Below are 24,094 nucleotides of genomic sequence, written 5' to 3'. Positions count from 1 at the left end.
GCATCGGGGTCCGTCGGAGGTAAGCACTGCCACGCGCCCGGCCAGGTGGTAGGCACCGGCCAGTGCACACACCGGAACGGGCGAACACCGCAGGGGTATCGGTACAACTAATTGCGCTGCGCATTTACGAAATGCATACGGATAATTCGCGATAGCCGTGTGATGGACCGTACATAAATAAAAGCGAAAGGGCTGTCGAGGTTTTCGGGAATGTGTTCTAGATTCTGATTCTGCACCGGGTTCAACGGCGAGCGGTGGCAATCATGGAAACCATCCCGAAAGTGCCCGGAGGGCTCGGTATGTCCAGTAGCTCGAATTCTGTTCTGTCCACGGCGAATTCGCCCAGACTCGGGGTCAATGCTTTGCGAGGGTTGCCGGTGGATGTGACCCGGCCGCCGTTCACGCCGGGGATTTTGGGGACGGGGATCGTGCATTTGGGGTGTGGGGCGTTTCATCGGGCGCATCAGGCGTTGATTACGCAGCATGCGATGACGGCTACCGGGGATCGGCGGTGGGGTATCGCGGCGGTCGCGATGTCGAGGCCGGAGGTGGTGGGGGCGCTCAAGGCGCAGGACAACCTGTACACCACGTTGCTGCGCGATGAGGGCGCAGTGCGTGCGGAGGTTGTCGGGGCGCTGACCGCGGCGGTGCATGCGCCCTCGGATCGGATCGGGGTGGTGCGGCGGCTGGCCGATCCTCGGGTTCGGATCGTGACGCTCACCGTCACCACCGGCGGTTATTGCCTCTCCCCCGCTACCGGGCGGCTCGATTCGGGCAGTGAACCGGTGCGGCACGACCTGCGGTGCGCCGCCAAACCGTGCACGGCCATCGGGATGTTGGTGGGTGGGCTGGCGGCGGTCAAGCGGCGGGGCGGGACACCGCCGGTGGTGATCAGTTGCGACAATCTCACCGCCAATGGACGCCAATTGCGCAGGGCGGTCGTCGATTTCGCGGCCATGCGGGATGACCGGCTGGCGAATTGGATCGAGCGCCATGTGCAATTCCCGTGCAGCGTCGTCGATCGCATCGTGTCCTCGACGGAGGGCGACGATGCGGCGCGCACCCGGCTCGGCGGAGTCGATGACCGCGCCCCGGTGTCCGCCGAGCCGTTCATGACCTGGACCATCGAGAATTTCGAGGGCGAGCGTCCGCGCTGGGATCTGGCCGGAGCGGATTTCGTGGCCGACGTCACCGCCCACGAACTCGCGAAACTGCGGCTGCTCAACGGAACTCACCTGCTGCTGGCGTATGTGGGCGCGCTGGCCGGGTATCCGGCCAGCGCGGAGGCGGGCGCGGATCCGGTCCTGAAGGAGCTGGCGCGACAGTTCATGCTGTACGAGCAGGGTCCGACCCTGACGCTACCGCAGCCCGAGTTGCATCGCACCGTCGGGGATCTGCTGCGCCGGTTCCGCAATCCCGCCCTCCGGCACGAGATGACCCGGGTCGGCCGCAATGGATCGGACAAGATGCTCCCGCGCGTCACCGCCGCCATGCTCGAGAACCACAGGCACGGCCGCCCCACACCCGGCGCCGCCCTGCTGATCGCGGCCTGGATCCGCTGGTTCGATCTGTGCGGAACGCCAGGGGCGGCCATGGAGGTAGTCGATTCCCGGGCAGCCGAGCTCGCTCAGCTCGCGGCGATCCCGGACCCGCATCAGCGCGCCCGCGCCTTCCTGGCCCGCACCGACATCTTCGGAGTGCTGCCGGAGCCGATCCATCGGGAGGTGGGCGACGCACTGGCGGAACTGATCCGCGACAATGCAATTGCGGTAGCCGAGCGCCGGCTGCGGCCGGAATTCATCGGGAGGGTCGCATGACAATGATCGCCGCCGAATCGACGGCCGAAAAGCCGGTTCGGGCAGTGGTTTTCGATATGGACGGCCTGCTCCTCGACTCCGAGCGCCTGGCGGTCGAATCGCTGGGGCTGTCCGGTCGCGAACTCGGCTACGAGCTGTCGGAGGAGTTCTGTCACAGCCTCGTCGGCATGCCCGCCGACACCTGCCGCGAAATGGCCGTCACCGCCTTCGGCCCGGACTTCCCGCTCGACGAGTTCTACAGCAGGCACGAGTCCGTCCTCGCCGGGCTGGTCGACGACGGCCGCCTCACCACCAAGCCGGGCGTGCACGAGCTGCTCGACGACCTGGATCGCCGCGGCATCCCCCGCGCGATCGCGACCTCCTCGGGCCGCGACCGCGCCCACCACCACCTGCGGGCCGCCGGGCTGGCCGACCGCTTCGCGGCGATCATCACCCGTCACGATGTCCGCCGCGGCAAACCCGATCCGGAGCCGTACCTGACCGCGACCGCGGCCCTCGACGCCGACCCGGAGTTCACCCTCGCCTGTGAGGACTCACCCAACGGCCTCCGCGCCGCCCACGCGGCCGGCCTGCGCTGTCTGCTGATCCCCGACCTGATCCCGGCCACCGCCGAGACGACCCGCATCGCCCACCGGGTCTATCCCGACCTGCTGCACGTCATCGATTACCTCGCCGCCACCGGCTGAACCGGCGGTCCGGGCCAGGCGCGCAAAGGCGAGTTCGGCCAGCAGCGCCGATTGCACATGGAGCACGGAATCGTCGAATCGGGCACGAGGCGCGTGGTTCATCGGCGCCTCGGCGGGATCGAGGCCGTCCGGGGTCGCGCCGACCAGCAGCATCGTGCCCGGAACCCGCTGCAGGACGAGGGAGAAGTCCTCGGATCCGGCCAGGGGTTGCGGCATGAGAACCGCATGGTCGAACAGTTCGGTGGCGGTATCGAGGGCGAACTGGGTCTCAGCCGGATCGTTGAGGGTGACCGGGTACATCGGCCGATAGTCGGCGCGGACGTCGAGGCCGTGCGCGTGCGCGATATCCACTGCGAGCCTGGGTAATTCGACGGCCAGGCGTTGCTGGTTGCCAAGGCTATAGCTGCGTACGGTGGCCCGGAACTCGGCACTGTCGGGAATCACGTTTTCCATGGTTCCCGCGTGCAGGCTGCCGACGGTGACCACGACCGGGTCGAAGATGTCGAATCTCCGCGTGACGTAAGTCTGTAGCGCGAGGACGATTTCGCAGATAGCGGGCACCGGATCGCGGGCGGCGTGAGGGGTGGAGCCGTGGCCGCCGCGCCCGATCACCGTGACGTGGAAGGAGTCCGACGCCGCGAGCACCGGGCCCGGCCGGGTCGTAATGCTCCCCCGCGGTAGCAGATTCGACAGGACGTGCAGGGAGTACGCGGCATTCAGGGGTTTCCCGGCCGCATCGAGCACGCCTTCCCCGAGCATCACTTCGGCGCCGTTGCAACCCTCCTCCCCCGGTTGGAACATGAAAACAACATCGCCGCAGAGCAATTCGCGGCGGTCGGCCAACAGTCTCGCCGCACCCACCAGCCCGGCCGTATGCAGGTCGTGCCCGCAGGCGTGCATCAGGCCGTCGAACCGGGAGCTGAATTCCTCGCCACTGCATTCCTGTATCGGCAACGCATCCATGTCCGCGCGCAACAGCGCCGCGCCGCCGCTCCGTCCGCCGCGCAGGACCGCGGTCACCGAGCTCAGACCCTTGCCCAGCGTGATCTCGAGCGGGAGCCCGTCGAGAGCCTCGAGCACCTTCTCCTGAGTGCGCGGCAGGCTCAACCCGAGTTCAGGCTCCCGGTGTAATCGGCGGCGCAGATCGGCCAGATCACCCTGCAACGCGCGGGCAGCGTCGACTCTGCTCACCGAGACACCTCCTCACCCGTCAACGGCCGGAACGAAACTCAGCGACCCGGCGCGGTGACCGGCGAGAAGCAGCTGGAGGGCAGATCCTGCAGCGAGCACAGCGCCGGTGCGCGGGTCGGGATGTACCCCCAGGGCACGCCCCCGTTGGCGGTGATGTCGCGATAAGCCGGAACCGCCGCGGTAGGGTGGCGGGCCAGACCGGGATCGGTGGTCACATTCACCGTGTAGAGCCCGAAACGCGGTGCGTAACTGCCCCATTCGTAGTTGTCGGTGATGCTCCAGTAGTTGTAGCCGATGACATTCATCCCGTCGGCCTTCGCACGCTGCACCCAGTAGACGGTGTCGCGCAGGTTGTCCTCGCGCGTCATCCCGTCGGTGGTCGGTGACCCGTTGTCCGACGGCATCCCGTTCTCCACGACATACAACGGCCGTCCCGGGAACTTCTGGGCGTAATGCCGCAACGCGTAGTAGATACCGTCGGGTTCGAGGATCAGACTCGACGGCTGGTTGGTCAGCTGCGCGATCAGATTCGGCGGCTTGCTCACCGATCCGCCGTAGTAGTAATCGATTCCGACATAGTCGAGCTTGTCGGCGATCCGATCGACGAAGGACGAGTCGGCCTGCGCCGCGCCGATCGAGGTGTACGCGAGATTGCTGGTCACCATCGCACCGGGCTGACGCGCGTGAATGTGGTCGTAGATCGCACGGTGCGCCGCGACCATCCGATCGATCATGGGCACCACATCGACCGCGCCCAGATCACCGATCTGCTGTTCTTTCCCCGCATACGCGAGCGGCTCGTTGAAGGTCACCCACAGCGGATCGGCCGACGCGTAACGGTCAACCACCGCACGGGCATTGGTGAGCCAGTCCTCCACCATGCCCGGATTGCGCCACCCGCCGCGATCGACCGCCCATCCGGGAAACACCCAGTGGTCCAGGGTGATCATCGGCCGCAGCCCCGCAGCCCGGATCCGCCCGATCATCCCGTCATAGAACGAGAAATCCCATTCACCCGGATTCGGCTGCACCCGTGCCCATTCCACACTGACCCGGTACACGCCGACACCAAGATCGGCCGCATTGCGAATGTCCTCGTCATAGCGGTGCAGGAAGTCGACGGAGTTCCCGTACCCGGCCCCGGCGTACCTGCTCCAATTGCTGTCCGGCGCAAAGCCTTCGCTCTGAAACCCGGAGCTGGAGACGCCCCAGAAGAAGTTGGAGCCCACGGGCGGCACCCCGGGATCGGCGGCGCCCCTACCAGGCGCGACGACCACACCCCAGGCGGCCAGAACGACACAGACCATCGTGAACAACGCACGGCGCCCCATCGCATCGAGATTACCTGCCCGATAGCCGCTTTCGATCCGAACCGATCAGATCGAACTAACGCCCCTGGTCGATGGTTCGCAGCAGGGTGTCGGTCACGACCTCCGGCGGCAGGGAGCCGTCAACGGTGAGCAACTCTTCCGCCATCTCGTCGTAGGTTCGGGTGATGGAGGCGATGCGGTCCAGGGAACGCTCCTCGAATTGCAGGGCGTTGCCGTCGCGGGCGCGCAGGCGGCTGGCCAGCTGTTCGGGACTCATCTTCAGGTAGAAGGCGAAATCCGGCCTCGGGACGCCATGGTTGATCGTGGTGAGGAAGGCGGCGTCGACGCCGCGGTGGATGAACACCCCGTAGGTCGCGTACACGTACCGGTCGCAGAGGACGACCGCGCCGCGCCGCAGCGCCGGGTTCACCACCTCGTGGATGTGCCGGAGCCGGTCCGCGGCCGCGAGCAGCGCCAGCACCCGCGCGGTCGCCGACGACCCGCCCGCGTCGTGGAAGGTCCTGACCTCACCCAGTTCCCGGTACCAGTCGGTGGGCTGTTTGGTCACCACCACCTCGCGGCCGCGGGCGCGCAGAACCTCGGCGACGGCCTCGAGTTGCGTGGTCTTGCCCGATCCATCGAACCCGACGATCGAGATCAACATGCCCGGATGCTGTTCGGGCGGCGCGAAGACCTCGCGAACCAGTTCGGGTGTGATGCGGGGGCTGTGCAGTGTCGCGGTCACAGGTGTCCTTCCGAGGGCATCGATTTCAGCTCGCGCATGCGGTCCATGAACTTCTCGACCCGCGGCCGGTCCACCGCTTTGCTCGCCACTCCGTCGGTTTTGAAGTAGCTGCCGACGATGAAGCCGTCGGCCAGCGGGAAGACCGAACCGAGATTGTCCGGGGTGACGCCGCTCCCGACGTACACCGGCTTCGACGATGCCCTACGGGCGGTCTCGAGATCCTCGGGCACGGTGGCCAGCCCGGTCAGCTCGCCGGAGACCACGATGCCCTCCGCGCGGCCGGATAGATCCCGCACCTCGGTCGCCAGGTCCGGATACGCCCACGGCCGAGCGTGTTTGACGTGCGCGTCGGCGAGAATGGCCACATTGCTGCCGAGGTTGCGCCGCATGCGCAGCGTCTCGTGTGCGCTGCCGGTGACGATGCCCTGTTCGGCGAGCACCGCGCCGATGTGCACATTGACCCGGATGAATTGCGCGCCGGTGCATTCGGCGATGGCCAGCGCACCGGCCGCGTCATTGCGCAGCACGGCCACGCCCACCGGCAGCGAGGTCGAGCGCACCACCTCCCGGGTGACGCCCGCGAGTATGGCGATCGTCTCCGGTGGGACCACGCCGGGATGGAACGGCCCGTCGCGGAAGTTCTCCACGATCAGCGCGTCCACCCCGCAGTCGGCGAAGAGCTCGACCTCTTCCATTGCGGTGTCATAGATTTCGGCGACACTGCCCCGGTATCCGGGCGAGCCCGGTGTGGGCAGCAGGTGCACGCAGGCGATCACGCTCTTGTCGGGCAGGGCGGGCGGGATCTGGTTCACGGCTGGAACTCCCCCACCTCGGCCAGCACACGCTTGGCGGCGTCCACCCGGTTGTCGCTGTGCAGGACATCGCGGCCCACGACCAGCAGGGACGAGCCGCCTGCGAGAGCATCGCGATAGGTGCCGGTGCGCTTGTGATCGTTGTCGGTCCCGGCGACGGAGCGCAAACCCGGTGTGACGAAGAAGAAGTCGTCCGGGACGACATCGCGGATCGACGCCAGTTCGGCGGGCGCGCACACCATGCCGTCGAGTCCGGCCTCCGCTGCCAGCGCGGCCCGCGACCGGATCACCTCGGAGATCGGTTGCACCACACCGAGTTCGGCCTGCAACTGCCGCTCGTCGAGGCTGGTGAGCACGGTGACGCCCACGAACAGCGGGCGCGGGCGGCCGAGCTCGGCCGCCGTGGCATCACCGGCCGTGACCGCGGCGCGCATCATCTCCACGCCACCGGTGGTGTGGAAGGTGACCAGCTCGACGCCCAGCCGAGTCACCGCCTGGGCGTACCCCGCGACCGTGTTGGGTATGTCGTGCAGCTTCAGGTCCAGAAAGACCTTCACGCCCCGTTCCTTGAGGCGCGCAACCAGTTCCGGCCCGTGCAGGGTGAACGCGAAGTTGATCTTCATGTACCCGAAGAACTCCGACAGCTCGTCCGCCGTCGCGAGCAGCTCGTCCCGGTCGAGCATGTCGAGCACCAGGCACAGCCGGTCGCGGGGGTCGTCCGACGATGGCAAGGACATCCGCATTCCCTCAATTCCTACCGTCCGGGTGCGCCGGACCGGTGAGTAGACGTTCGAAAATCGTGGTGGCCGCCTGGACCTCGGCCAGCTCGACCCACTCCTCGACCGCGTGCGAGTACCGCGGATCGCCAGGGCCGAAAACGACGCTGTTGGCGGAGAATTCGGCCAGCACCCCGGCCTCGCTGCCGTAGCAGAAGCTGTCGACCTCGGCGCGCCCGGTGACCGCGGCGGTGGTGCCGGTGAATTCGGCGACCAGGGCGTCGCTGAGATCGCACCGGTTGGCGGGCGAGACGAAGATGTCGCTGTCGAGCGTGAACGACACGGCATCGCCGAGTTCGCCGCGCAATCGACGCTCGACCTCGCGCAGGAATTCGTCACCGCGCCACCCCGGCGGAAACCGTGCGTCGAATTGGACGATGACCTGCCGCGACACCAGGTTCATGCCGCCGTCGCACTCCACCGCGGTCGGGGTGATCGTCGGCGGGCCGATGGCATCGCCGAGCGGGTCGGCCAACTCGGCACCGATCGCCGCGCAGGCCTGCACCAGCCGGGCCGCACCGGTCAGCGCGGAATCCGGTTTCGGGTACGCGGCATGGATTTTCGGCCCCTCGACCACGAACCGCCCGCGCACGATTCCCTTCTGGGCGACGATCGGAATCAGCTGCGTCGGTTCCCCGGTAATAGCCAGATCGGGACGCATCCCGTGCTGCACCAGCTGTTTACAGCCCAGCAGCAGGCATTCCTCGTCTACGGTGGCGGCCAAATATGCCTCGCGCCGCGATGGCGCGTGCGAGGCGCGCACGAACGCGGCCACCATGGCGGCCAGCGGCCCTTTGGCATCGGCGCTGCCGCGACCCGCCATCCGGCCTTCGACCACCTGCGGCTCGAATCCCGACAGCTCCCCGTAGCGCGGGTAGGTGTCCATATGAGACGAAAGCAGCAGCACGGCGTCGTCGGCCGCGCCCGCCCGGGGCAGATGGCCGATCATATTGAGCCGATCGTCGGCCACCTTCTGCAGCTCGACGTGAATGCCGTGTCCGGCAAGGTAATCCGCGAGCCAGTGCGCGAGGTCGCCCTCACCGTCGGCGGGGTCGCCGGACAGCCGCGGATTGACGCTGGGTATCGCGATCAGCTGCCGCAGCAGGTCGGCGGGAGCGAGCATCGTCTTCATCGCGGGCTCCCGCTGAGCGCGCGAGCGGGTTCGACGTGCGCCGCATAGTAGGAGGTGAATCCCTCGAAAAGCCGGATTCCCTCTTCGGAGAACACCTTTCGCGCATGCTCGGCCACGATCCGCAGATCCCGCTCATGACGGTCGGCGACGTGCGCCAGATGCGCGTCGAAGGCGGCGATCTCCTCCGGCCGCGCGTGCGCACCGGACAGGATATCGACCAGGATCCGGCACTCCATGTGCTCGGTGAACAGCCCGTGCAGAAAGTTGTAGGCGGTGCGATTGCCGAATTCCGCATCCAGGTAAGCCAACTCGGCATCCGGCTCGATCTCGAAGAAGTCGGCCCGGTGCAGCGTCGCCTCGCTGAAGAGCACATGCCCGCCCTGGTGGACGAGGTGCTCGACGAACAGATCCACCGAGCTGCCCTGCACGGCATTGACGAAGATCATGCCGTGCATCCCCAGCGCGGCGAAGGATTCGGCGTCGGGATGGGTGAAAACCACCATGCCGCACACGGATTCGCACAGGGCGCGGTAGTAGGACTCGTCCGCGGCCGCGATCAGCTCGACGGCGCGCGCGAGATCGGCGGCGAAGGCGTCGGGATGGACGGCCTCGAGCGACTCGACGGCCTCGACGTGCTCACCCAGGAAGGCGGCGAGCACCGGATCGATATGCCGCACCACCTCGATGCCGCTGTCGGCGGCGAACAGCGCGTGCGTGAATTCGCCACCATCGCAGTACAGTTCGGCGGTCGTCGGCACATAGTCCACGGAGATCTCCGCGGCGGGCCGGTCGATGCGGACCAGACCGATGCCCGGCACCACCGCCACCCCGGCCGCGTCGGTGCGGATCGTCACCGGTCGCGGCTCGGCGGCGGCCCACGCCATGGTCAGCTGCGGACCCGGCATCAGCTCGAAGACTCCGGGATTGCTCAGCTGACAGAACAGCCGCGGTTCGAAGAACGCCTCGTCCGGCAGGCTCGCGGCGAGGTCGGGTTCGGCTCCGCCGGTGACACTCCGGATCACGGCGGCGAGCTCGGCCCGGCCGGGCAGCCGCAGATCATCGAGTATGTGGTCCAGGCCGAACCGATCATTGGGACTCATGGCACCCTCGGGACTCATGACAGCGCACTACCTCGTATACTGATCTCGAACGAAATGAGAAGAGGGGCCGCGACGTTTTTGCCGAACGCGCCCGCGGCCCCTCTTCTCATGTCTGCTAGCTGTTCTGGCAGCCGCGCATCACAGCGCCGGTGCGAATCTGGGTCAGGATGTCCGCGTTCATTGTTCACCTCCTTCGTCGTCGGGTGAGGCCGCCGGATCCGTCCGGTCCGGCGAAGTCTTCGAGGGGCACTCGGTGGGAACTCAGTCCTGGGACAGCTCGCGCGCGGCGTCCAGCACCGCCCGCACCGCACGGTCCCAGGTCTCGGTGCGGCGCAACCGCAGTTCCGGTGCGGCGACCGTAATGCTCTGCCGCACATCACCATGCGCGTTGCGGATGGGCGCGCTGATCGCCCACACCCCGCGGTCGAGCTCGTCGCGGCACATGTCGTAGCCGCCGCGCGTGGGGATGGCCGCCAGATGCGTCAGCACCTCGTCGGCGGTGACCGGCGTCCCGTCGGTGAACCGGTCCAGGCTGGTGCTCTCGAGCAAAGCGCGCACCTCCGACTCCGGAAAGTCGAGCAGCAGGGTGCGCGCCGAAGCCGCAGCGTGCAACGGCATTTCCTGGCCGAGCCGCACGAACAACCGCATGGGCCTGCGCCCCTCGGCGAGCGAGACGCACACCGCCTTGTCACCGATCAGCTCGGTGATGAAGGCCGTCTCGCCGGTCACCGCGGCCACCTGCGCCAGCGGCCCGGGTGGGACATGGCACAGCCGGCTCTCCCGATGCGCGGCCTCGCTCAGGGTGAGCGCGGCCGGTCCGGCGAAATACCTTCGGTTGCGCGGGGATCGGACCACGAAGCCTTCGCTGGTCATCACCGCCAGCAGCCGGTGCATGCTGGCCAGCGGAATGTCGAGGGCCTCCGACAACTGCTGCAGCGTCACGCCGGTTCGGGTCCGGCCCAGCTCCCCCAGAATGCGCAGGGCACGGACCACGGTCTGCATCCCGGCGGCCTTCTGGGCATCGGACTCGGCGACACGGGTGGGGATCATGGTGTCATCCGTTCCTTACTCGAAAACAAGGCGATAGCAGGGCACAATGAATTCCCGCTATCCGTCTGAACGTTGCGAGTGAACGAAATCGATTCCGATCGACTCGCCACCAAATAGTTGCACGATCGATCTCGGGATGGAAAGTCGTAGCGGCTGAATTAACAGACGAGAAACCCTTCCGTCTGACGGAAGGATTCGAGCGCCGGGCCCGCTCGGCGATTACCCGCGGGCCCGCGCACGAGGACTCGTTAACGCCCTGTTACCGCCGCGCTGCAACCGTTTTGCGCTGGCAGAGAACGACTCCGGGACCCCCGCTCGAATGGTACACGAGTGTCCGAATCCTTCCGGCTCACGGAAACATTTCCCGATCGTAAAATATCCGACCACACATTCCGTTTCGATCCGCTTCCGGTGCAGAATGAAGCCGTCGGATCCATGAAAACAATTGTTTTTCGTCCGACGGAAAGCGTGGGAATTGATTTCGGTGACCGGAATTGAATTACCGGTGGACATGCGAGTGCGGATCGGCGGGCTGGAGCTGGCCAATCCGATCATGCCCGCCTCCGGCTGCTTCGGCCCGGAATTGGCCGCGGTCATGCCGCTGGAGCGCCTGGGCGCGCTCGTCACCAAGACGATCTTCGCGGCGGTGCGGTCCGGCAATCCGGCGCACCGGCTCGCGGAGACGCCGCACGGCATGCTCAATTCGGTCGGGATTCCCAGCCCCGGCATCGCCCGCTTCCGCGACGAGGTGCTGCCCCGCTACCGCAGCTTCGGCACGCCGGTCATCGTCAGCGTCGGCGGGCTGGTCCCGGACGAATACTTCGAGGTGACAGCGGAACTCGCGGACGAGGACTTCGCGGCCGTCGAGGTCAATGTGTCCTGCCCCAATCTGGAGGCGGGCGGTCTCGCCATCGGCGTCGATCCGCTGATCGTCGAGCGCGTGACCCGCGGTGTCGCGGCCCGCACGCAGCGGCCGGTGATCGTCAAGCTGACCCCGAATGTCAGCGCCATCGGTGAGCTGGCGGCCGCGGCCGAGGCGGGCGGGGCCGATGCGGTCACCGTCGCCAACACCTTCACCGGCATGGCCATCGACCACACCAGCCGGCGGCCGGTCCTCGGCAACAATGTCGGCGGCCTGTCCGGCCCGGCCATCAAACCCCTTGCCCTGCGCCAGGTCTGGGAGGCGGCCCGCCGGGTCGCCATCCCGGTCATCGGCTGCGGCGGGGTGTGCAGCGCCGCCGACGCGGTCGAATTCCTGCTGGCCGGCGCCACCGCCGTGCAGGTCGGGACGGCGACCTTCGCCCGCCCCGACGCCATGATCACCATCCTCGACGGCCTGTACGACCTCGCGCGCCTCGATGACGTCGCCGCGATCCGAGATCTCACCGGAGCACTGCGCCTCAATCAGGCGTAAGGCCCACTCGCACAACGGAGAAAACCCATGACCGACCCTGCCCTCGGGGAACACACGACCCTCCCGACCCCGGAACCCACCGACCAGCCGATGCGGGCGCTGTGGGCCGCCATTGTCGGCTACGCGGTCGACGGCTTCGACATGCTGCTGCTGGCGGTTTCGCTCGGCACCATCACCGCCTCGCTGAAACTCAATACGGGACAGGCCGGTTCGCTGGCCAGCTGGACGCTGTTCGGCGCGGTGCTGGGCGGTATCGCGTTCGGCACCCTCAGCGATCGGCTCGGCCGGGTGCGCGTATTGACCTGGACCATCCTGATGTTCGCGGTCTTCACCGGACTGTGCGCACTGGCCCAGGACTACACGCAGTTCGCGGTGCTGCGCTTCCTGGCCGGTGTCGGGCTGGGCGGCGAGTTCGGGATCGGCATGACGATCGTCGCCGAAACCTGGCCCGCCGCCAAGCGCGCCCGGGCGACCTCGTATGTGGCGCTGGGCTGGCAGTTCGGCGTGCTGTGCGCGTCGCTGTCGGGCATCTGGCTGCTGCCGCACCTGGGCTGGCGGGGTCTGTTCGCGCTGGGCGTGGTGCCCGCGGTCATCGCCTACGTTTTCCGCCGCCGGGTCGGGGAGCCCGCCATGTTCGTGAACAGCGAGCACACCTCGGTGCCGGTGCGCGAATTGTGGAAGGACGCGACGACGTCGAAGAACAGTCTGGCGCTGATCATTCTGACCTCGGTGCAGAACTTCGGCTATTTCGGCCTGATGACCTGGCTGCCCAGCTATCTGGCCAAGCACTTCCATTACAGCCTGACCAAATCGGCCACCTGGACCGCGGTGACCGTGCTCGGCATGGCCGTCGGCATCGTGGTCTTCGGGCACGTCGCCGACCGGCTCGGACGGCGACCTGCCTTGTGCGCCTACCAGATCGGCGCGGCCGTGTCGGTGATCGCCTACAGCCAGCTGACCTCCTCGGGTTCGTTGCTGATCGGCGGGGCGATCATGGGCTTCTTCGTCAATGGCATGCTGGGCGGCTACGGCGCGCTGCTGGCCGAGCTCTACCCGACCGAGGCGCGCGCCACCGCGGAGAACGTGCTGTTCAATATCGGCCGTGGCGTGGGCGGTTTCGGGCCGTGGCTGATCGGCCTGCTCATCGCGCACTACTCGTTCAACAGCACCATCGGCTTCCTCGGATCGATCTATGTGCTGGCCCTGATCACCACCGTGTTCCTGATTCCGGAACGGCGGGGGGCCGCGCTCGTATGACGGCAGAACTGGTGTTCCAGACCGCCGCCGAGCGGATCCGGGAGCTGGCGCAGGACCTGGTCGACGCGTCGGACCTGTACGGGGACTTCATGATCGGCGCCGGGCACGCGGCGGACCGCTTCGACGCCGCGCTGTTCGAGACCAAGCCGACCATCCTGCGACGGCTGGCCTCGCTCCTGGCGGAGCGGATTCCACCGGCGGTGGATCGGCTGGCCGGGGCGGGGCCGGGCGCGGTGGCGGTAGTGACGGCGGTGGCGTTGGAGACCGGGCTGCCCTTCGTGATCGTGCGCCACTGCTCGAAGGGGCTGGGCGGCAACGGATTCCTCGCGGGCGAACTGCATCCCGGCGAGCGGGTGCTGATCGTCGACGATGTGCTCGGCACGGGCGCGGGGGCGCTGCGGGCGGCCGCGCGGCTGGAGTCGGCCGGGGCCTCGATCACCGGGATCCTGGCGGTGCTCGATGCCGGTGGGGCGGAGAACATCGCCGAGGTCGGCTACGACCTGGACGTGCTCTACGACCGTGGCCGACTCGCGGCGCTGTATCGATCAGGGGGCGATCTATGACCACATACGAGCTCTCCGAGGCTCCGGCCCCGTTCTCGACCCCAACGACCGAATTCGACACGCCCACAATGGTTCCCGATCCGGCGCGGCTTATGGCCATGATCGAGGCCATAGCCGAGCTGAGCGACTCCCCCGCGACCGACACGGAGGCCGCCGGGGTGACGCGGCTGGCCTGGACCCCCACCGAGCGCCGCGCCCACGACCTGGTCGCCGGGTGGTATCGGGATCTGGGCCTGCGGGTCTGGACCGATGCCGTCGGCAATACCCTCGCTGAGCTGCCGGGCCGCCGGGCCGCCGCGCTGGGCACCGGCTCGCATCTGGACAGTGTGCCGCGCGGCGGCCGCTTCGACGGCATCGCGGGCGTGGTCGCCGGGGTCGAGGTGGCCCGGCTGCTGGTGGAGAACGCTGTCCCGCTGGAGCATTCGGTGCGATTCGTGGCTTTCACCGCCGAGGAAGGCGCGCGGTTCGGGCAGGCGTGCCTGGGCAGCAAGGCGGTGGCCGGACTGCTCGACGAGTCCGCTCTGACCACGCTGCGCGATGCCGACGGTGTCAGCGTCGCGCAGGCCATGCGGCAGGTGGGCCTGGACCCCACACGGCTGGCCGAGGCGCGCTGGTCGGCGCGGGACTGGGTGGCCTTCCTCGAATTGCACGTGGAGCAGGGCAGTGTCCTCGAATCGGCCGGAATCCCGGTCGGTGTCGTCGATCTGGTGTCCGGCAGCACCCGACTGGCGCTCGAGGTGCACGGGCGGGCCACCCACTCGGGCAGCACGCCGATGGCGTTGCGTGCCGACGCGCTCGCCGCGACCGCCGAGATCGTCCTCTTGGCCGAGAGCATCGCCACCGACGCCCGCCATCGCGGCACCCGCGCCACGGTCGGGGTGCTGCGGGTGGAGCCCGGCAGTCTCACCACGATTCCGGGCCGCACGTCTTTCACCCTCGATATCCGCGATGTCGACAGTGATCGGCAGCGCGCCACCATCAACGAAATACTCAGCCGCGCAACCGAAATCTGCGACCGCCGCGGAGTCGCGCTGACCGCGCGCCCGATCGGTGATTCGTCGCCGGTCGTGCTGCCGATCCGGCTGCGCCGGGCGGTGGCGCGCGCCTGCGCCGACGCCGGACTGCCGTATCGGGTGCTCAACAGCGGCGCCAGCCACGACTGCCAGATGGTCAACCGCGTGGTGCCCGCCGCGCTGCTCTTCGTGCCGAGCCGGGGCGGCCTGAGCCACGTACCGGAGGAATGGACCGAACCCGACGATCTGGCGGTGGGCACGCGTGTGCTGTTGCACGCGTTGCTCGACCTGGATCGCGGGTTCGCAGCACAGGATCGGGCCACGCGCCCGGGGGAGGAATCCGATGAACAGCACTGAAGTACCGATCCAGCACACGGCGGGCCGCCTGGCCACCCTGCCCGCCTGGACGACGGGGGTACCGGGCATCGCCGCGCACCACGCCGAGGTGCTCGCGAATTCCGCACGCGGGGACCGCTATTGGCAGCTGCGATTGCGAGCCCCCGACATCGCGGCGGTGGCGCGGCCCGGACAGTTCGTCATGCTGACCGCCGCCTCCGGCGCGCGACTGCATCCGGTACTGCCCAGGCCGATGGCGTTGTACGACTGGGACATTCGCGCGGGCTGGATCGACGTGGTGTACGGCGTCGTCGGTGAGGGATCGGCGCTGTTGACCGAATTCCGGGCGGGTACGGCGATGACCGTGGTCGGTCCCCTGGGACGCGGGTTCGATCTGGATCCCGCCGCGAGTTCGGTCCTGCTGATCGGCCGGGGCATCGGCGTGTGCTCGCTGACCGCGCTGGCGGGCCAGGCGGCGCGCAGCGGTGTCGAGACGACCGTGGTGCTCAGCGCTCGCTCCCGCGCCGCGCTGGCCGGTTCGGAAGTGCTTGCGCGCCACGGTATTCGCGATGTCATCACGGTGCTCGACAGCGACGGTTCGAGCACCCCCGAGCGGCTGACCGCCCGCCTGCTCGACCGCTTCGACACTGCACCGCCCGCGCAGATCTTCACCTGCGGCTCGGAACGGCTCACCGACCTGTGCGCCCGGCTCGCGACCCGCTGGCGCGCCGACCTCCAGGTCTCCCTGGAGGCGCGCATGGCCTGCGGCCTGGGCTACTGCCACGGATGTTCCTCCGGCCGCGGTGGTTCCGGTGTCGAGGATCCCCTGGTGTGCGCCGACGGCCCGGTCTTCCGGTGGACGGCATGAGCGCGCCCGACCGGCTGCTGCTGCGCGGGCTGCGCCCCCTGGGCGGCATACCGGTGGATCTGCTGATAGTCGGTGGCCGGATCGCCGAAATCGGTTCCCGGATAGACACTCTCGGAGCGCGGACCATCGATTGCGACGGCCTGATCGCCCTGCCCGGCCTGGTCGACCTACACACCCATCTGCGCGAGCCGGGCGGAGAACACGCCGAGACGGTGCGCACGGGAGCACGAGCCGCCGCGGCGGGCGGCTACGCCGCGGTGATCGCGATGGCCAATACCGATCCGGTCGCGGATACTCCCGAGGTCGCCGAAGCCGTGCGGCGGGCCGCCGCGATGGCGGACTGCGCGGTGTTCCCGGCCGGTGCCGTCACCCGGGGGCTCGCCGGTACGGAGCTCTCGGACATCCCCGGCCTGGCCCGCGCGGGCGTGCGCGTGTTCTCCGATGACGGCCGCTGCGTGCACGATTCGAAGGTCATGCGTGACGCGCTGCACGCGATCGGCGCGGTCGGCGGCACCCTCGCCCAGCACGCCGAGGACCACGCGCTCACCGCCGACGCGCAGGTCAACGACGGCCCGGTCGCGACCGCGACGGGACTGCCCGGTTGGCCCGCGGAAGCCGAGGATTCGATCATCGCCCGCGACTGCGTGCTGGCCGCCGCGGCAGGCACCGCCCTGCACGTCTGCCATGTCTCCACGGCGGGCGCGGTGGAGGTGCTGCGCTGGGCCAAGCACCGCGGCTGGCCGGTGACCGCCGAGGTCACCCCGCACCATCTGCTGCTGACCGAAGAGGAAGCGCTGAGCGGGGATCCGGTGTTCAAGGTCAATCCGCCGCTGCGCCGGGTCGAGGACGTCATGGCGCTGCGCGCGGCGCTGGCCGACGGCACCATCGACGCGGTCGCCACCGACCACGCGCCCCATGCGGGCTCCGACAAGTCGCCGCCGTGGTGCGGCGCGCGGCCCGGCATGCTCGGATTGGAGACCGCCCTGGCCGTGGTCGCCGAGCTCTTCGTGCGCTCGGGACAGCTGGACTGGGCGGGCGTCGCGGACCGGATGTCGGTGCGCCCGGCCCGGATCGCGCGCCTGTCCGCGCGCTTCGGCCGCCCGCTCGAACGCGGGGAGCCCGCCACCCTCACCCTGGTCAGCGCCGGCCGCTGGCAGGTCGATCCGGCCGCCTCGCACAGCCTCAGCCGCAATACGCCGGTGGCGGGCCGCGTGTTCGGGCATCGCCCGGTGCTGACCGTGCTGGAGGGCCGGGTGACCCACGATCTGCTGGACCGCGATGCGTGGCAACAATATTCGATTTCGTAATTCTTTCCGTCTCGCGAAAAGAATTCCGATTTAAGAGTTTCCGATTCGTAAAATCTCTCCCCCGCCATTGTTGGCCCGATAGTTCTGAAATATGCTCGATATGCGAATTGCACTCCGGCTCAACGATTTCGGTGGATCAATTCCGAATCCCCGAGGCATCGTGAACGATTCCGCCCCCGAATTCCCTGGAGGGACGATGGCCCTGACCGGCACCGAACTCGACATCCTGACCGTGGCCCGCGAGGTGACCGGAAGGCCGCTCGCGGGCCCACACGAGGGCCTGCAGCCCGAGGTGACCGAGGCGCTCGGGCAGGCCCTGGCCGGGCGGTTGCGCGAGAGCGCGCCGGAGGCGGTCGTGCTGTGGTGCGATCCGCGCGCGGTGGTGCTGGGCCACGTCGTGGCGCGGGAGCTGGGAGCCGAATTGGTGCTCGCCTATTCCGATCTCGGCATCCTCTCGCTCAGCACGACGCTGCGCCCGGGCACCCGGGCCGCGCTCGTGGACTACGTGTGGGAGACCGATCCCTGCGTGGTTCCCCTGTTGACCATGGTCGGCCACAGCGCCGATGTCGTTGCCGTCGCCTCCGTGCTGAACCCGCCGGAGTCGTTGCGCGACAGCGATATCGGCTCGGCCGCCCTGATGACTCTGTCCACACCCAGTCCGAGGAGGTGAAACCCATGAAGAAGTACCAGAAGCCGATGGCCGCCAAGCTCGAGGACGGCCGCCTCATCCGGTCGACCATGAGCTGCTGATCATCCGCCGCCGTGCGGTAGACGCAGCATCGCGGTCAGGGGGCGGGCAGTCCGCCCCCTGACCGTCGCGGACGGCGATTCATTCGATGTGAAAGGAAACCATGACCACCACCACGACCGCCGGCTCGATCGCCGGCAGCGATTTCCGCCGCTGGTGGGCGGGGGTCACCGTGAGTGCGTTCGGCACCGCCGTTTCCTCCATCGCCATTCCGCTGGCCGCCGTATTGACCTTGCACGCCTCGACCTTCGAGGTCGGCCTGATCGCCGCGGCCGGGACGGTGTCGTGGCTGCTGTTCGGCCTGCACGCCGGGGTCTGGGTGGAGAACCTGCGGCGGCGACCCGTGCTGATCGGCTGCGATCTGCTGCGGGCCGGACTGCTGCTGTCGATTCCGGTCGCCGCCTTCGCGGGCGTGCTCACGCTGGCCCAGTTGGTCGCGGTGGCGTTCGGCATGGGGTTGGTCACCGTGGTCTACGGCGTCGCCCGGCAGGCGTACGTGCCGTTCCTGGTGGGCCGGGAGCAATTGGTCGCCGCCAACGGCCGTATCGAATCGACGCAGTCGGCGGCCTCGGCGGCGGGCCAATTGCTCGGCGGCGTCATCGTCACCGCGATCGGTGCGGCGACCGCGGTCCTGATCGACGTGTTCAGCTACGTCGTCGCGGTGGTGTCCATGACCTCGGTTCAGGCGCGCGAATCCGCGCCGGTACCACCGGATCCCGGGTCCGGCACCTGGCAGCGACTCGTCGAGGGGCTGCGTTATGTGCTCAGCGATCCGCTGATCCGCGTACTCGCGGCGACCGCGGCCATCATCAATTTCACCGACGCGGCGTTCACCGCGCTGCTGGCGCCGTACCTGGTGCACGAATTGCACGGCGGCGCGGTGGTGGTCGGCGTGGTGATGGCGGTGGCGCAGGCGGGCGCGGTAGGCGGTGCGGCGCTCAGCGATCGGGTGGTGCGCACGGCCGGGCCGGTGCGCGCGCTCTACGCGACGGTTGTGCTGCTGCCGGTCTGCGCGCTGCTGCTGCCCTTGCCGCTGCCGGGTCCGTTCGGATTCGCTGCCGTCGCAATCGGATTGACCACCACCTCGGGCTTGGCGGCGGTGGCGGGCATCATCATGCGCAGCTATCGGCAGGCGGCCGTGCCCGCCGGATTGCTGGCCCGGGTCTCGGGCAGCATCCGCTTTCTGACCTGGGGCGTCATGCCTTTGGGCGCGCTGGCGGGCGGTGCGCTGGGTTCCGCGCTCGGCGACCGGGCGGCGCTGTGGATCGCCTGCGGACTGTTCCTGACCTGCGGGCTGCCCCTGGTATTCGCGGCGGCGACCGGCGGGGAGAGCTTCCGCGACGGGCTGCGCGCCCTGTCCGAGCCGACACCCTGACCGCGGAAACAACCGCGCGGAAAAGACATTCGAGGAGACAGACATGTGTGGGTTGGCAGGTGTGGCCGCCGTCGGCAGGCCGCTCGGATCGGAGATCCGCCCGGTGCTCGAGCGCATGGGTCGCGCGGTCGCGCATCGCGGGCCCGATGCGCGGAACACGTTGCTCGAGGGACAGGTTGGGCTGGTATTCCAGCGGCTCGCGCTGGTCGCGCCCGAGAACGGTGACCAGCCGCTGCACAGCACCGACGGCGCCGTCTCGCTGATCGCCAATGGCGAGGTCTACAACCATCGGCAGCTCGAGGCCGCGATGCCCGGGCTGGTGCTGGCGACCCGGTCGGACTGCGAGATCCTGGCGCACCGCTACGCGCGCGATGGGCTGCGGTTCCTCGACGAGGTGGCGGGCATGTTCGCCATCGTGCTGTGGGACCGGCGCCGCAACCGGCTGGTCCTGGCGCGGGACCGGTTCGGCATCAAACCGCTCTACTATGCGCACCTGGGTGATTCGATCGTCTTCGCCTCGGAGATCAAGGCGCTGTTCGAGCATCCGGACTGTCCGCGCGAACTCGACTGGGCCGCCGGGCTGCGGGATCTCGCGCCCGGCGCGACCGCCACGCCGGTGCACTCGTGGTTCCGCGGTGTCGAGGTCGTTCCGGCGGGCACGATCATCAGCATCGACCTGGGGACCGGTGCCGAGTCTCGCAGCACCTATTGGCAGCTGCCCGATTTCTCCGCCGGAACCGATGACCGCTCGGATGCGGAGATCACCGCGGCATACCGCGATCTACTCACCGCCTCGGTGGCGGATTGCGCCTCGGCCGATACCGAGCTGGGCCTGATGCTCAGCGGCGGCATCGATTCCTCCGCCGTCGCCGCTTTGACCGCCGACCTCGGGCATCGGGTGCACACCTTCACGGTGCTCACCGGCAGCACCTATGTCAGCGGCGATTCCGAATGGGGCGCACGGGTTTCGCACGAGCTCGGCTTCCCGCACCATCAGGTGATCTTCGGCGCGGACCGGACGCCCGGCGTGGACGAGTGGCTGCATCTGCTGTGGCTGCTCGAGACGCCGTGGTGCGGGCCGGAGCAGTTCTTCAAGCACAGTCTCTACACCTACGCCAAGCGGGCGCGACCGGAGCTGCGCGGGATGCTGCTCGGTCAGGGCAGCGACGAATTCAACGGCGGCTATTCCGCGGCGCTGGGACCGGGCGGCTGGCTCGGTTTCCAGGCGGCCGCCGATGACGCCGTGCGCGGCGAAAAGCTCGGGTGCGCACCGGAAATCGCGTCGTGGTGGCGGATTCCGGGTCTCGGACCGGTGCTGTCGGATGATCTACTGGGCGGCGGGAGCGCCGACAGCTATCCGGCGTTCGTGGCCCAGCGCGCCCGCTTCATCCAGCAGTACCAGAACTGGCACGAGGACCGCACCGCCGCCGGGCACGGCATCGAGGCGCGGGTGCCGTTCCTCGATCACCGCATTGTCGAGCTGCTCGCCACGATTCGACCCGAGCGGCGCGCGGAGCTGTTGTGGGACAAGCGGATTCTGCGCGAGGCGATGCGCGGCCGATTGCCCGAGGAGGTGGTGGAACGGCCCAAGGGCATCTCGGTGTACGAGGAACAAGCCGGATTCACCTACCGCATGGTGGTGCGCATGCTGACCCAGGACGGCGGGGCGCTGGTCGAACGCGCCCTGGCCGCACCGGGTGCGCAGGGCGTCATCGATCCGGCGGGCCTGCGCGCCGCGGTCGCCACCCTGGCCGCGTCCGACGAGCCGAATGCGGCCGATCAGGTGCTGGCGCTGGTGAATCTCGGACTCCTCGACGGCATGACCCGGGAGCTGCCGGTGACGCCGTTCGAACGCCCCCGCTACGAGGTGGTCGGCCGCCCGATCACGAACTGGGACAGCGAAACCCGGCGGCTGGGTGAGGCGGTGCGGCGTTATCCCGCACCGGAACTCGCCGACCGGGTCGAGACCGCCGACAATGTCATGCTCATGTCGCCGCTGGGCGAGCCCGGGGTGATTCTGGTATCGGTCGACGGCAGTATCGAATACGTCGTCGACCGCGACGAGGACCCGCACTGGCACGCCTTCCTCACCGCGCTCGACCGGCCGCGCAGCCTCGAGGAGGCGGTGGCGCGGGCGGGCACGACGCTGGCGGAAGTGGAAGCGGCCCTGCGATTCTCCCTCGACGCGGGGGTCCTGGTGACCCGGCCGGTGCTCGCCGAATCCGAACTGCCCACCGCCGCGGTCCCGGCGGGTGTGTGATGACGGCCCTGGCCACGCCGCGGCAATTGCTCGCCGACCACGACCTGCTGCCCGCCGATTCGCGCGCGGTGGTGCTGGTCGGTTCCCACGCGCGCGGCTGGGCGCACGCGGGCAGCGATATCGACTTCATGGCGGTGGTGGACGAGCCGATCACCGATCCGCGGGCGGGCGCGCTGGAAGTCTCGGTGCGGCCCAACCGGATTCAGGTGGTGGGCATCCATACCGGGACACAGCGCCTGGAGATCAAGTACTGGCTGACCGAGCAGATCGATCAGGTGCTCGAGCGGGTCTCGTGGGCGGCGTTCGAGCGGCGGGAATCCATCGAGGACCAGCTCGACACGCAGTCGCGGATCATGCTGGAACGACTGATGAACGGTGTTGCGCTGCACGGTGATTCCTGGGCGCAGGAGCTCGCCGACCGGATTCGCGCCTCGGCGTTCCGCGCCTTCCAGGTGAACGCCGCACTCGCCGAATGCGATGGGCGCGCCGAATCCGCGCTCGGCATGCTCGCCTCCGGCGATGTGGACTCTGCCGTGCTCTCCGCCCGCGAGGCCTTCGACTCCGGCATCGACGCACTGCTCATGGCGCACGGCGAACTCAATGTCAATCGCAAGTGGCGGGCCCGCCGATTCCGGGCCCTGACACCGGGATCGCTGAGCTACGAGCAGTACTGGGCCTACGAGACCATGCGCGACCTCGACCCCGCCGCACCCGAGCGCTGGGTGCGCGAGGTGGTGCGGGTGTGCAAGAACATCTGGCTGGATATCGATCTCTAGGAGTGGCATGAACTGGGACTCGGACTCGATACCCGAACGCAGGCTCGATATCAGGGTGCGCCCCGATCGCGGCACCCTGCTGATCGTGAACCACGAACTGCGGGCGATCGAGATGGACGGCGCGGGGGCGATGTTGTTCCGCGCGATGGACGGCCGCCGCACGGTGGGCGATCTGGCCGGGCTGCTGGTGGCCGAATTCGGTATCGAGTTCGGTGAAGCGCTCACGGACACAGTCGAACTCGTGCAGGGGCTGGCCGAGCTGGACGTCGTCGCCCCGGCCGGAGCACTCTGATGTCGCCACCCGGGTATCGAAGCAGCTTCGCCCAGTGGGAGACCCGCGCCAGCGTGCGCTCCCGCCCGCGCCGCCATCCCACCGCCGTGCTGGGCCCCGATCAGGTCTTCTTCCCGCCGGAACTGTTCCCGGTGCTGTCGGCGCCCGCCCTGGCCGACCTGGATCCGGCTGCGCGCCAATCGATTCTGCAGCACGCGCTCTACCAATACCTGCATTTCACGACCGTGCTCGAACAGCACGCGGTGCTGCCGGTGACCTCCGCCATCTCACTCGGCGACGTCGGGATCGCGCTGCCCGAGGCCATGCGCGCCGACGCCTACAAGATCACCACCGATGAGGCGTGGCATGCCCAGTTCGCCTACGACTTCATCGCCGAGCTGCATGCCGAAACCGGGGTTCCGAGTTCGGCTCTGGTCCGGCCGCGCTTCGTGACCGACCTCGCTCGGCTGCGCGAGGAGGTCGAGCCGAGCCTGCGCCGGCTGGCCGATCTGCTGTTCACCACCGTCAGCGAAACCCTGGTTTCCCAACTGCTGATGGATATTCCGCGAGATGGGCGCATTCCCGATCCCATCCGGGAGGTGGTGGCCGATCACGCCATGGACGAGGGCCGCCACCAGACCTATTTCCGGCAGTTCCTGCGGGAGCTGTGGACTCAGCTCGGCACCGCCGAACGCCGGTTCGCGGGGCCTCTCATCCCCCGGCTCGTGGAGATTTTCCTGGCGCCGGATCTCGGCTCGGTCGAGGCGATTCTGCGGCAGGCCGGTCTCGCGCCGACCGTGGTCTCGACCGCTTTGCGGGAGACCTATGCCGCGGTGCCCGAGGGCCGCCTCGCCGCCGAGGCGCGGGTTACGGTGCGCCTGTTCGACGAGGTCGGCGCGCTCGACGATCACGCCACCCGGGCGGCGTTCACCACCGCCGGGCTGGTTCCGGCGTGACTACGGGCTCGGCTGGGGCACGTTGCACTCGTGGATCTTCGGGTTCACCCCGGCGTAGTTGAGCGGTCCGGCCAGGATCGTCACCGCGATGGTGCCCGCGCCTGCGCAATTGGTGGGTGTGCTGTCGTAGTAGTGCCGCTGCCCAGCCGCGACCGCCCCGACGATCAGCCAGATGACCACGAGCAGCATGAAGCCCCCGGCGTATTGCGTCCGCACCGGTCGCCCCCGTTCCCATCGATCCTCGTAGATGCCCATTGTCCTGCCTCCATCGCTGGTTTCCGGGCCTGGGTCCCTTGGCGGACCCGTGATCGCGATACCCGCGGTACCGGCC

General features: G+C 68.6%; 22 protein-coding genes and 1 pseudogene. 14 read left to right on the top strand and 9 right to left on the bottom strand.

The genetic code is table 11. From position 1 onward, the window contains the following. The first annotated feature begins 263 nt into the window (after positions 1-263). Together ACAM49_RS21110 and ACAM49_RS21105 are read left to right on the top strand one after the other, a co-directional pair. Entirely contained in the window at positions 264-1,817 is a 1,554-nt protein-coding gene (locus ACAM49_RS21110) for a mannitol dehydrogenase family protein (RefSeq protein ID WP_369637261.1), read from the top strand. Then, positions 1,814-2,347: pseudogene (locus ACAM49_RS21105) on the top strand (HAD family hydrolase); the annotation flags it as partial. The gene ACAM49_RS21110 and the pseudogene ACAM49_RS21105, both read left to right, overlap by 4 nt. 3 nt (positions 2,348-2,350) lie before the next feature. Here ACAM49_RS21105 and ACAM49_RS21100 read toward each other — a convergent pair. The 8 genes from ACAM49_RS21100 to ACAM49_RS21065 all read right to left on the bottom strand — a co-directional run bounded on the left by ACAM49_RS21100 (position 2,351) and on the right by ACAM49_RS21065 (position 10,619). Then, complete coding sequence (locus tag ACAM49_RS21100) at positions 2,351-3,694, bottom strand: M20 family metallopeptidase (RefSeq protein WP_369637260.1); 1,344 nt, start codon at positions 3,692-3,694, stop codon at positions 2,351-2,353. A 38-nt stretch (positions 3,695-3,732) separates the two neighbouring features. Further along, positions 3,733-5,025 carry a family 1 glycosylhydrolase gene (locus tag ACAM49_RS21095; RefSeq protein ID WP_369637259.1) on the bottom strand — a complete coding sequence of 431 codons (1,293 nt, stop codon included), beginning with the start codon at positions 5,023-5,025 and terminating at the stop codon, positions 3,733-3,735. 55 nt (positions 5,026-5,080) lie between these two features. Beyond that, positions 5,081-5,749: a dTMP kinase gene (gene tmk, locus ACAM49_RS21090; protein WP_369637258.1), complete on the bottom strand. Its 669-nt coding sequence runs from the start codon at positions 5,747-5,749 to the stop codon at positions 5,081-5,083. Next, entirely contained in the window at positions 5,746-6,561 is an 816-nt protein-coding gene (locus ACAM49_RS21085) for a BtpA/SgcQ family protein (RefSeq protein WP_369637257.1), read from the bottom strand. Before ACAM49_RS21085 ends, tmk begins: the two co-directional genes overlap by 4 nt. Beyond that, on the bottom strand, positions 6,558-7,298 hold the full coding sequence (gene pyrF / locus ACAM49_RS21080) for an orotidine-5'-phosphate decarboxylase (RefSeq protein ID WP_369637256.1): 741 nt from the start codon (positions 7,296-7,298) through the stop codon (positions 6,558-6,560). The genes ACAM49_RS21085 and pyrF overlap by 4 nt, the downstream gene beginning before the upstream one ends. Positions 7,299-7,308: 10 nt before the next feature. Beyond that, positions 7,309-8,469: a M20 family metallopeptidase gene (locus ACAM49_RS21075; RefSeq protein WP_369637255.1), complete on the bottom strand. Its 1,161-nt coding sequence runs from the start codon at positions 8,467-8,469 to the stop codon at positions 7,309-7,311. Continuing rightward, positions 8,466-9,587 (bottom strand): hypothetical protein, encoded by a 1,122-nt coding sequence (locus tag ACAM49_RS21070; RefSeq protein WP_369637254.1) that lies wholly within the window; start codon positions 9,585-9,587, stop codon positions 8,466-8,468. Before ACAM49_RS21070 ends, ACAM49_RS21075 begins: the two co-directional genes overlap by 4 nt. A gap of 243 nt (positions 9,588-9,830) precedes the next feature. Next, complete coding sequence (locus tag ACAM49_RS21065; protein ID WP_369637253.1) at positions 9,831-10,619, bottom strand: IclR family transcriptional regulator; 789 nt, start codon at positions 10,617-10,619, stop codon at positions 9,831-9,833. 484 nt (positions 10,620-11,103) lie between these two features. Between ACAM49_RS21065 and ACAM49_RS21060 the strand changes: the two genes are divergently transcribed. From ACAM49_RS21060 to ACAM49_RS21005, 12 genes are all read left to right on the top strand, one after another. Further along, the gene (locus ACAM49_RS21060) at positions 11,104-12,033 is read left to right on the top strand and encodes a dihydroorotate dehydrogenase (protein ID WP_369637252.1); all 930 of its coding nucleotides are present in this window, start codon (positions 11,104-11,106) and stop codon (positions 12,031-12,033) included. A 27-nt stretch (positions 12,034-12,060) separates the two neighbouring features. Then, positions 12,061-13,290: an MFS transporter gene (locus tag ACAM49_RS21055; protein ID WP_369637251.1), complete on the top strand. Its 1,230-nt coding sequence runs from the start codon at positions 12,061-12,063 to the stop codon at positions 13,288-13,290. Continuing rightward, positions 13,287-13,853 carry a phosphoribosyltransferase family protein gene (locus ACAM49_RS21050; protein WP_369637250.1) on the top strand — a complete coding sequence of 189 codons (567 nt, stop codon included), beginning with the start codon at positions 13,287-13,289 and terminating at the stop codon, positions 13,851-13,853. Before ACAM49_RS21055 ends, ACAM49_RS21050 begins: the two co-directional genes overlap by 4 nt. Next, positions 13,850-15,223, top strand: coding sequence for a Zn-dependent hydrolase (locus tag ACAM49_RS21045; protein ID WP_369637249.1), 1,374 nt, complete (start codon positions 13,850-13,852; stop codon positions 15,221-15,223). The genes ACAM49_RS21050 and ACAM49_RS21045 overlap by 4 nt, the downstream gene beginning before the upstream one ends. Further along, positions 15,210-16,070 carry a hypothetical protein gene (locus tag ACAM49_RS21040; RefSeq protein ID WP_369637248.1) on the top strand — a complete coding sequence of 287 codons (861 nt, stop codon included), beginning with the start codon at positions 15,210-15,212 and terminating at the stop codon, positions 16,068-16,070. The genes ACAM49_RS21045 and ACAM49_RS21040 overlap by 14 nt, the downstream gene beginning before the upstream one ends. Next, positions 16,067-17,377, top strand: coding sequence for a dihydroorotase (locus ACAM49_RS21035; protein WP_369637247.1), 1,311 nt, complete (start codon positions 16,067-16,069; stop codon positions 17,375-17,377). Before ACAM49_RS21040 ends, ACAM49_RS21035 begins: the two co-directional genes overlap by 4 nt. A 196-nt stretch (positions 17,378-17,573) precedes the next feature. After that, entirely contained in the window at positions 17,574-18,047 is a 474-nt protein-coding gene (locus tag ACAM49_RS21030) for a hypothetical protein (RefSeq protein ID WP_369637246.1), read from the top strand. A gap of 181 nt (positions 18,048-18,228) precedes the next feature. Beyond that, positions 18,229-19,500, top strand: a complete 1,272-nt coding sequence (locus tag ACAM49_RS21025) for an MFS transporter (RefSeq protein WP_369637245.1) — start codon at positions 18,229-18,231, stop codon at positions 19,498-19,500. A gap of 43 nt (positions 19,501-19,543) precedes the next feature. After that, positions 19,544-21,760: an asparagine synthetase B gene (locus ACAM49_RS21020; protein WP_369637244.1), complete on the top strand. Its 2,217-nt coding sequence runs from the start codon at positions 19,544-19,546 to the stop codon at positions 21,758-21,760. Beyond that, positions 21,760-22,536, top strand: coding sequence for a nucleotidyltransferase domain-containing protein (locus ACAM49_RS21015; RefSeq protein WP_369637243.1), 777 nt, complete (start codon positions 21,760-21,762; stop codon positions 22,534-22,536). Before ACAM49_RS21020 ends, ACAM49_RS21015 begins: the two co-directional genes overlap by 1 nt. Positions 22,537-22,543: 7 nt before the next feature. Continuing rightward, a complete protein-coding gene (locus tag ACAM49_RS21010; protein WP_369637242.1) occupies positions 22,544-22,828 on the top strand; it encodes a PqqD family protein in 285 nt (94 codons plus the stop codon). Beyond that, positions 22,828-23,763, top strand: coding sequence for a diiron oxygenase (locus ACAM49_RS21005; protein ID WP_369637241.1), 936 nt, complete (start codon positions 22,828-22,830; stop codon positions 23,761-23,763). The genes ACAM49_RS21010 and ACAM49_RS21005 overlap by 1 nt, the downstream gene beginning before the upstream one ends. On the opposite strand, the gene ACAM49_RS21000 is transcribed toward ACAM49_RS21005, so the two are convergent. Continuing rightward, complete coding sequence (locus tag ACAM49_RS21000; protein WP_369637274.1) at positions 23,764-23,952, bottom strand: hypothetical protein; 189 nt, start codon at positions 23,950-23,952, stop codon at positions 23,764-23,766. Positions 23,953-24,094: the final 142 nt, after the last annotated feature.

Source organism: Nocardia sp. JMUB6875 (assembly GCF_041154655.1).
Lineage (GTDB): Bacteria > Actinomycetota > Actinomycetes > Mycobacteriales > Mycobacteriaceae > Nocardia.
This window is presented reverse-complemented; position numbering and strand designations above follow the sequence as displayed.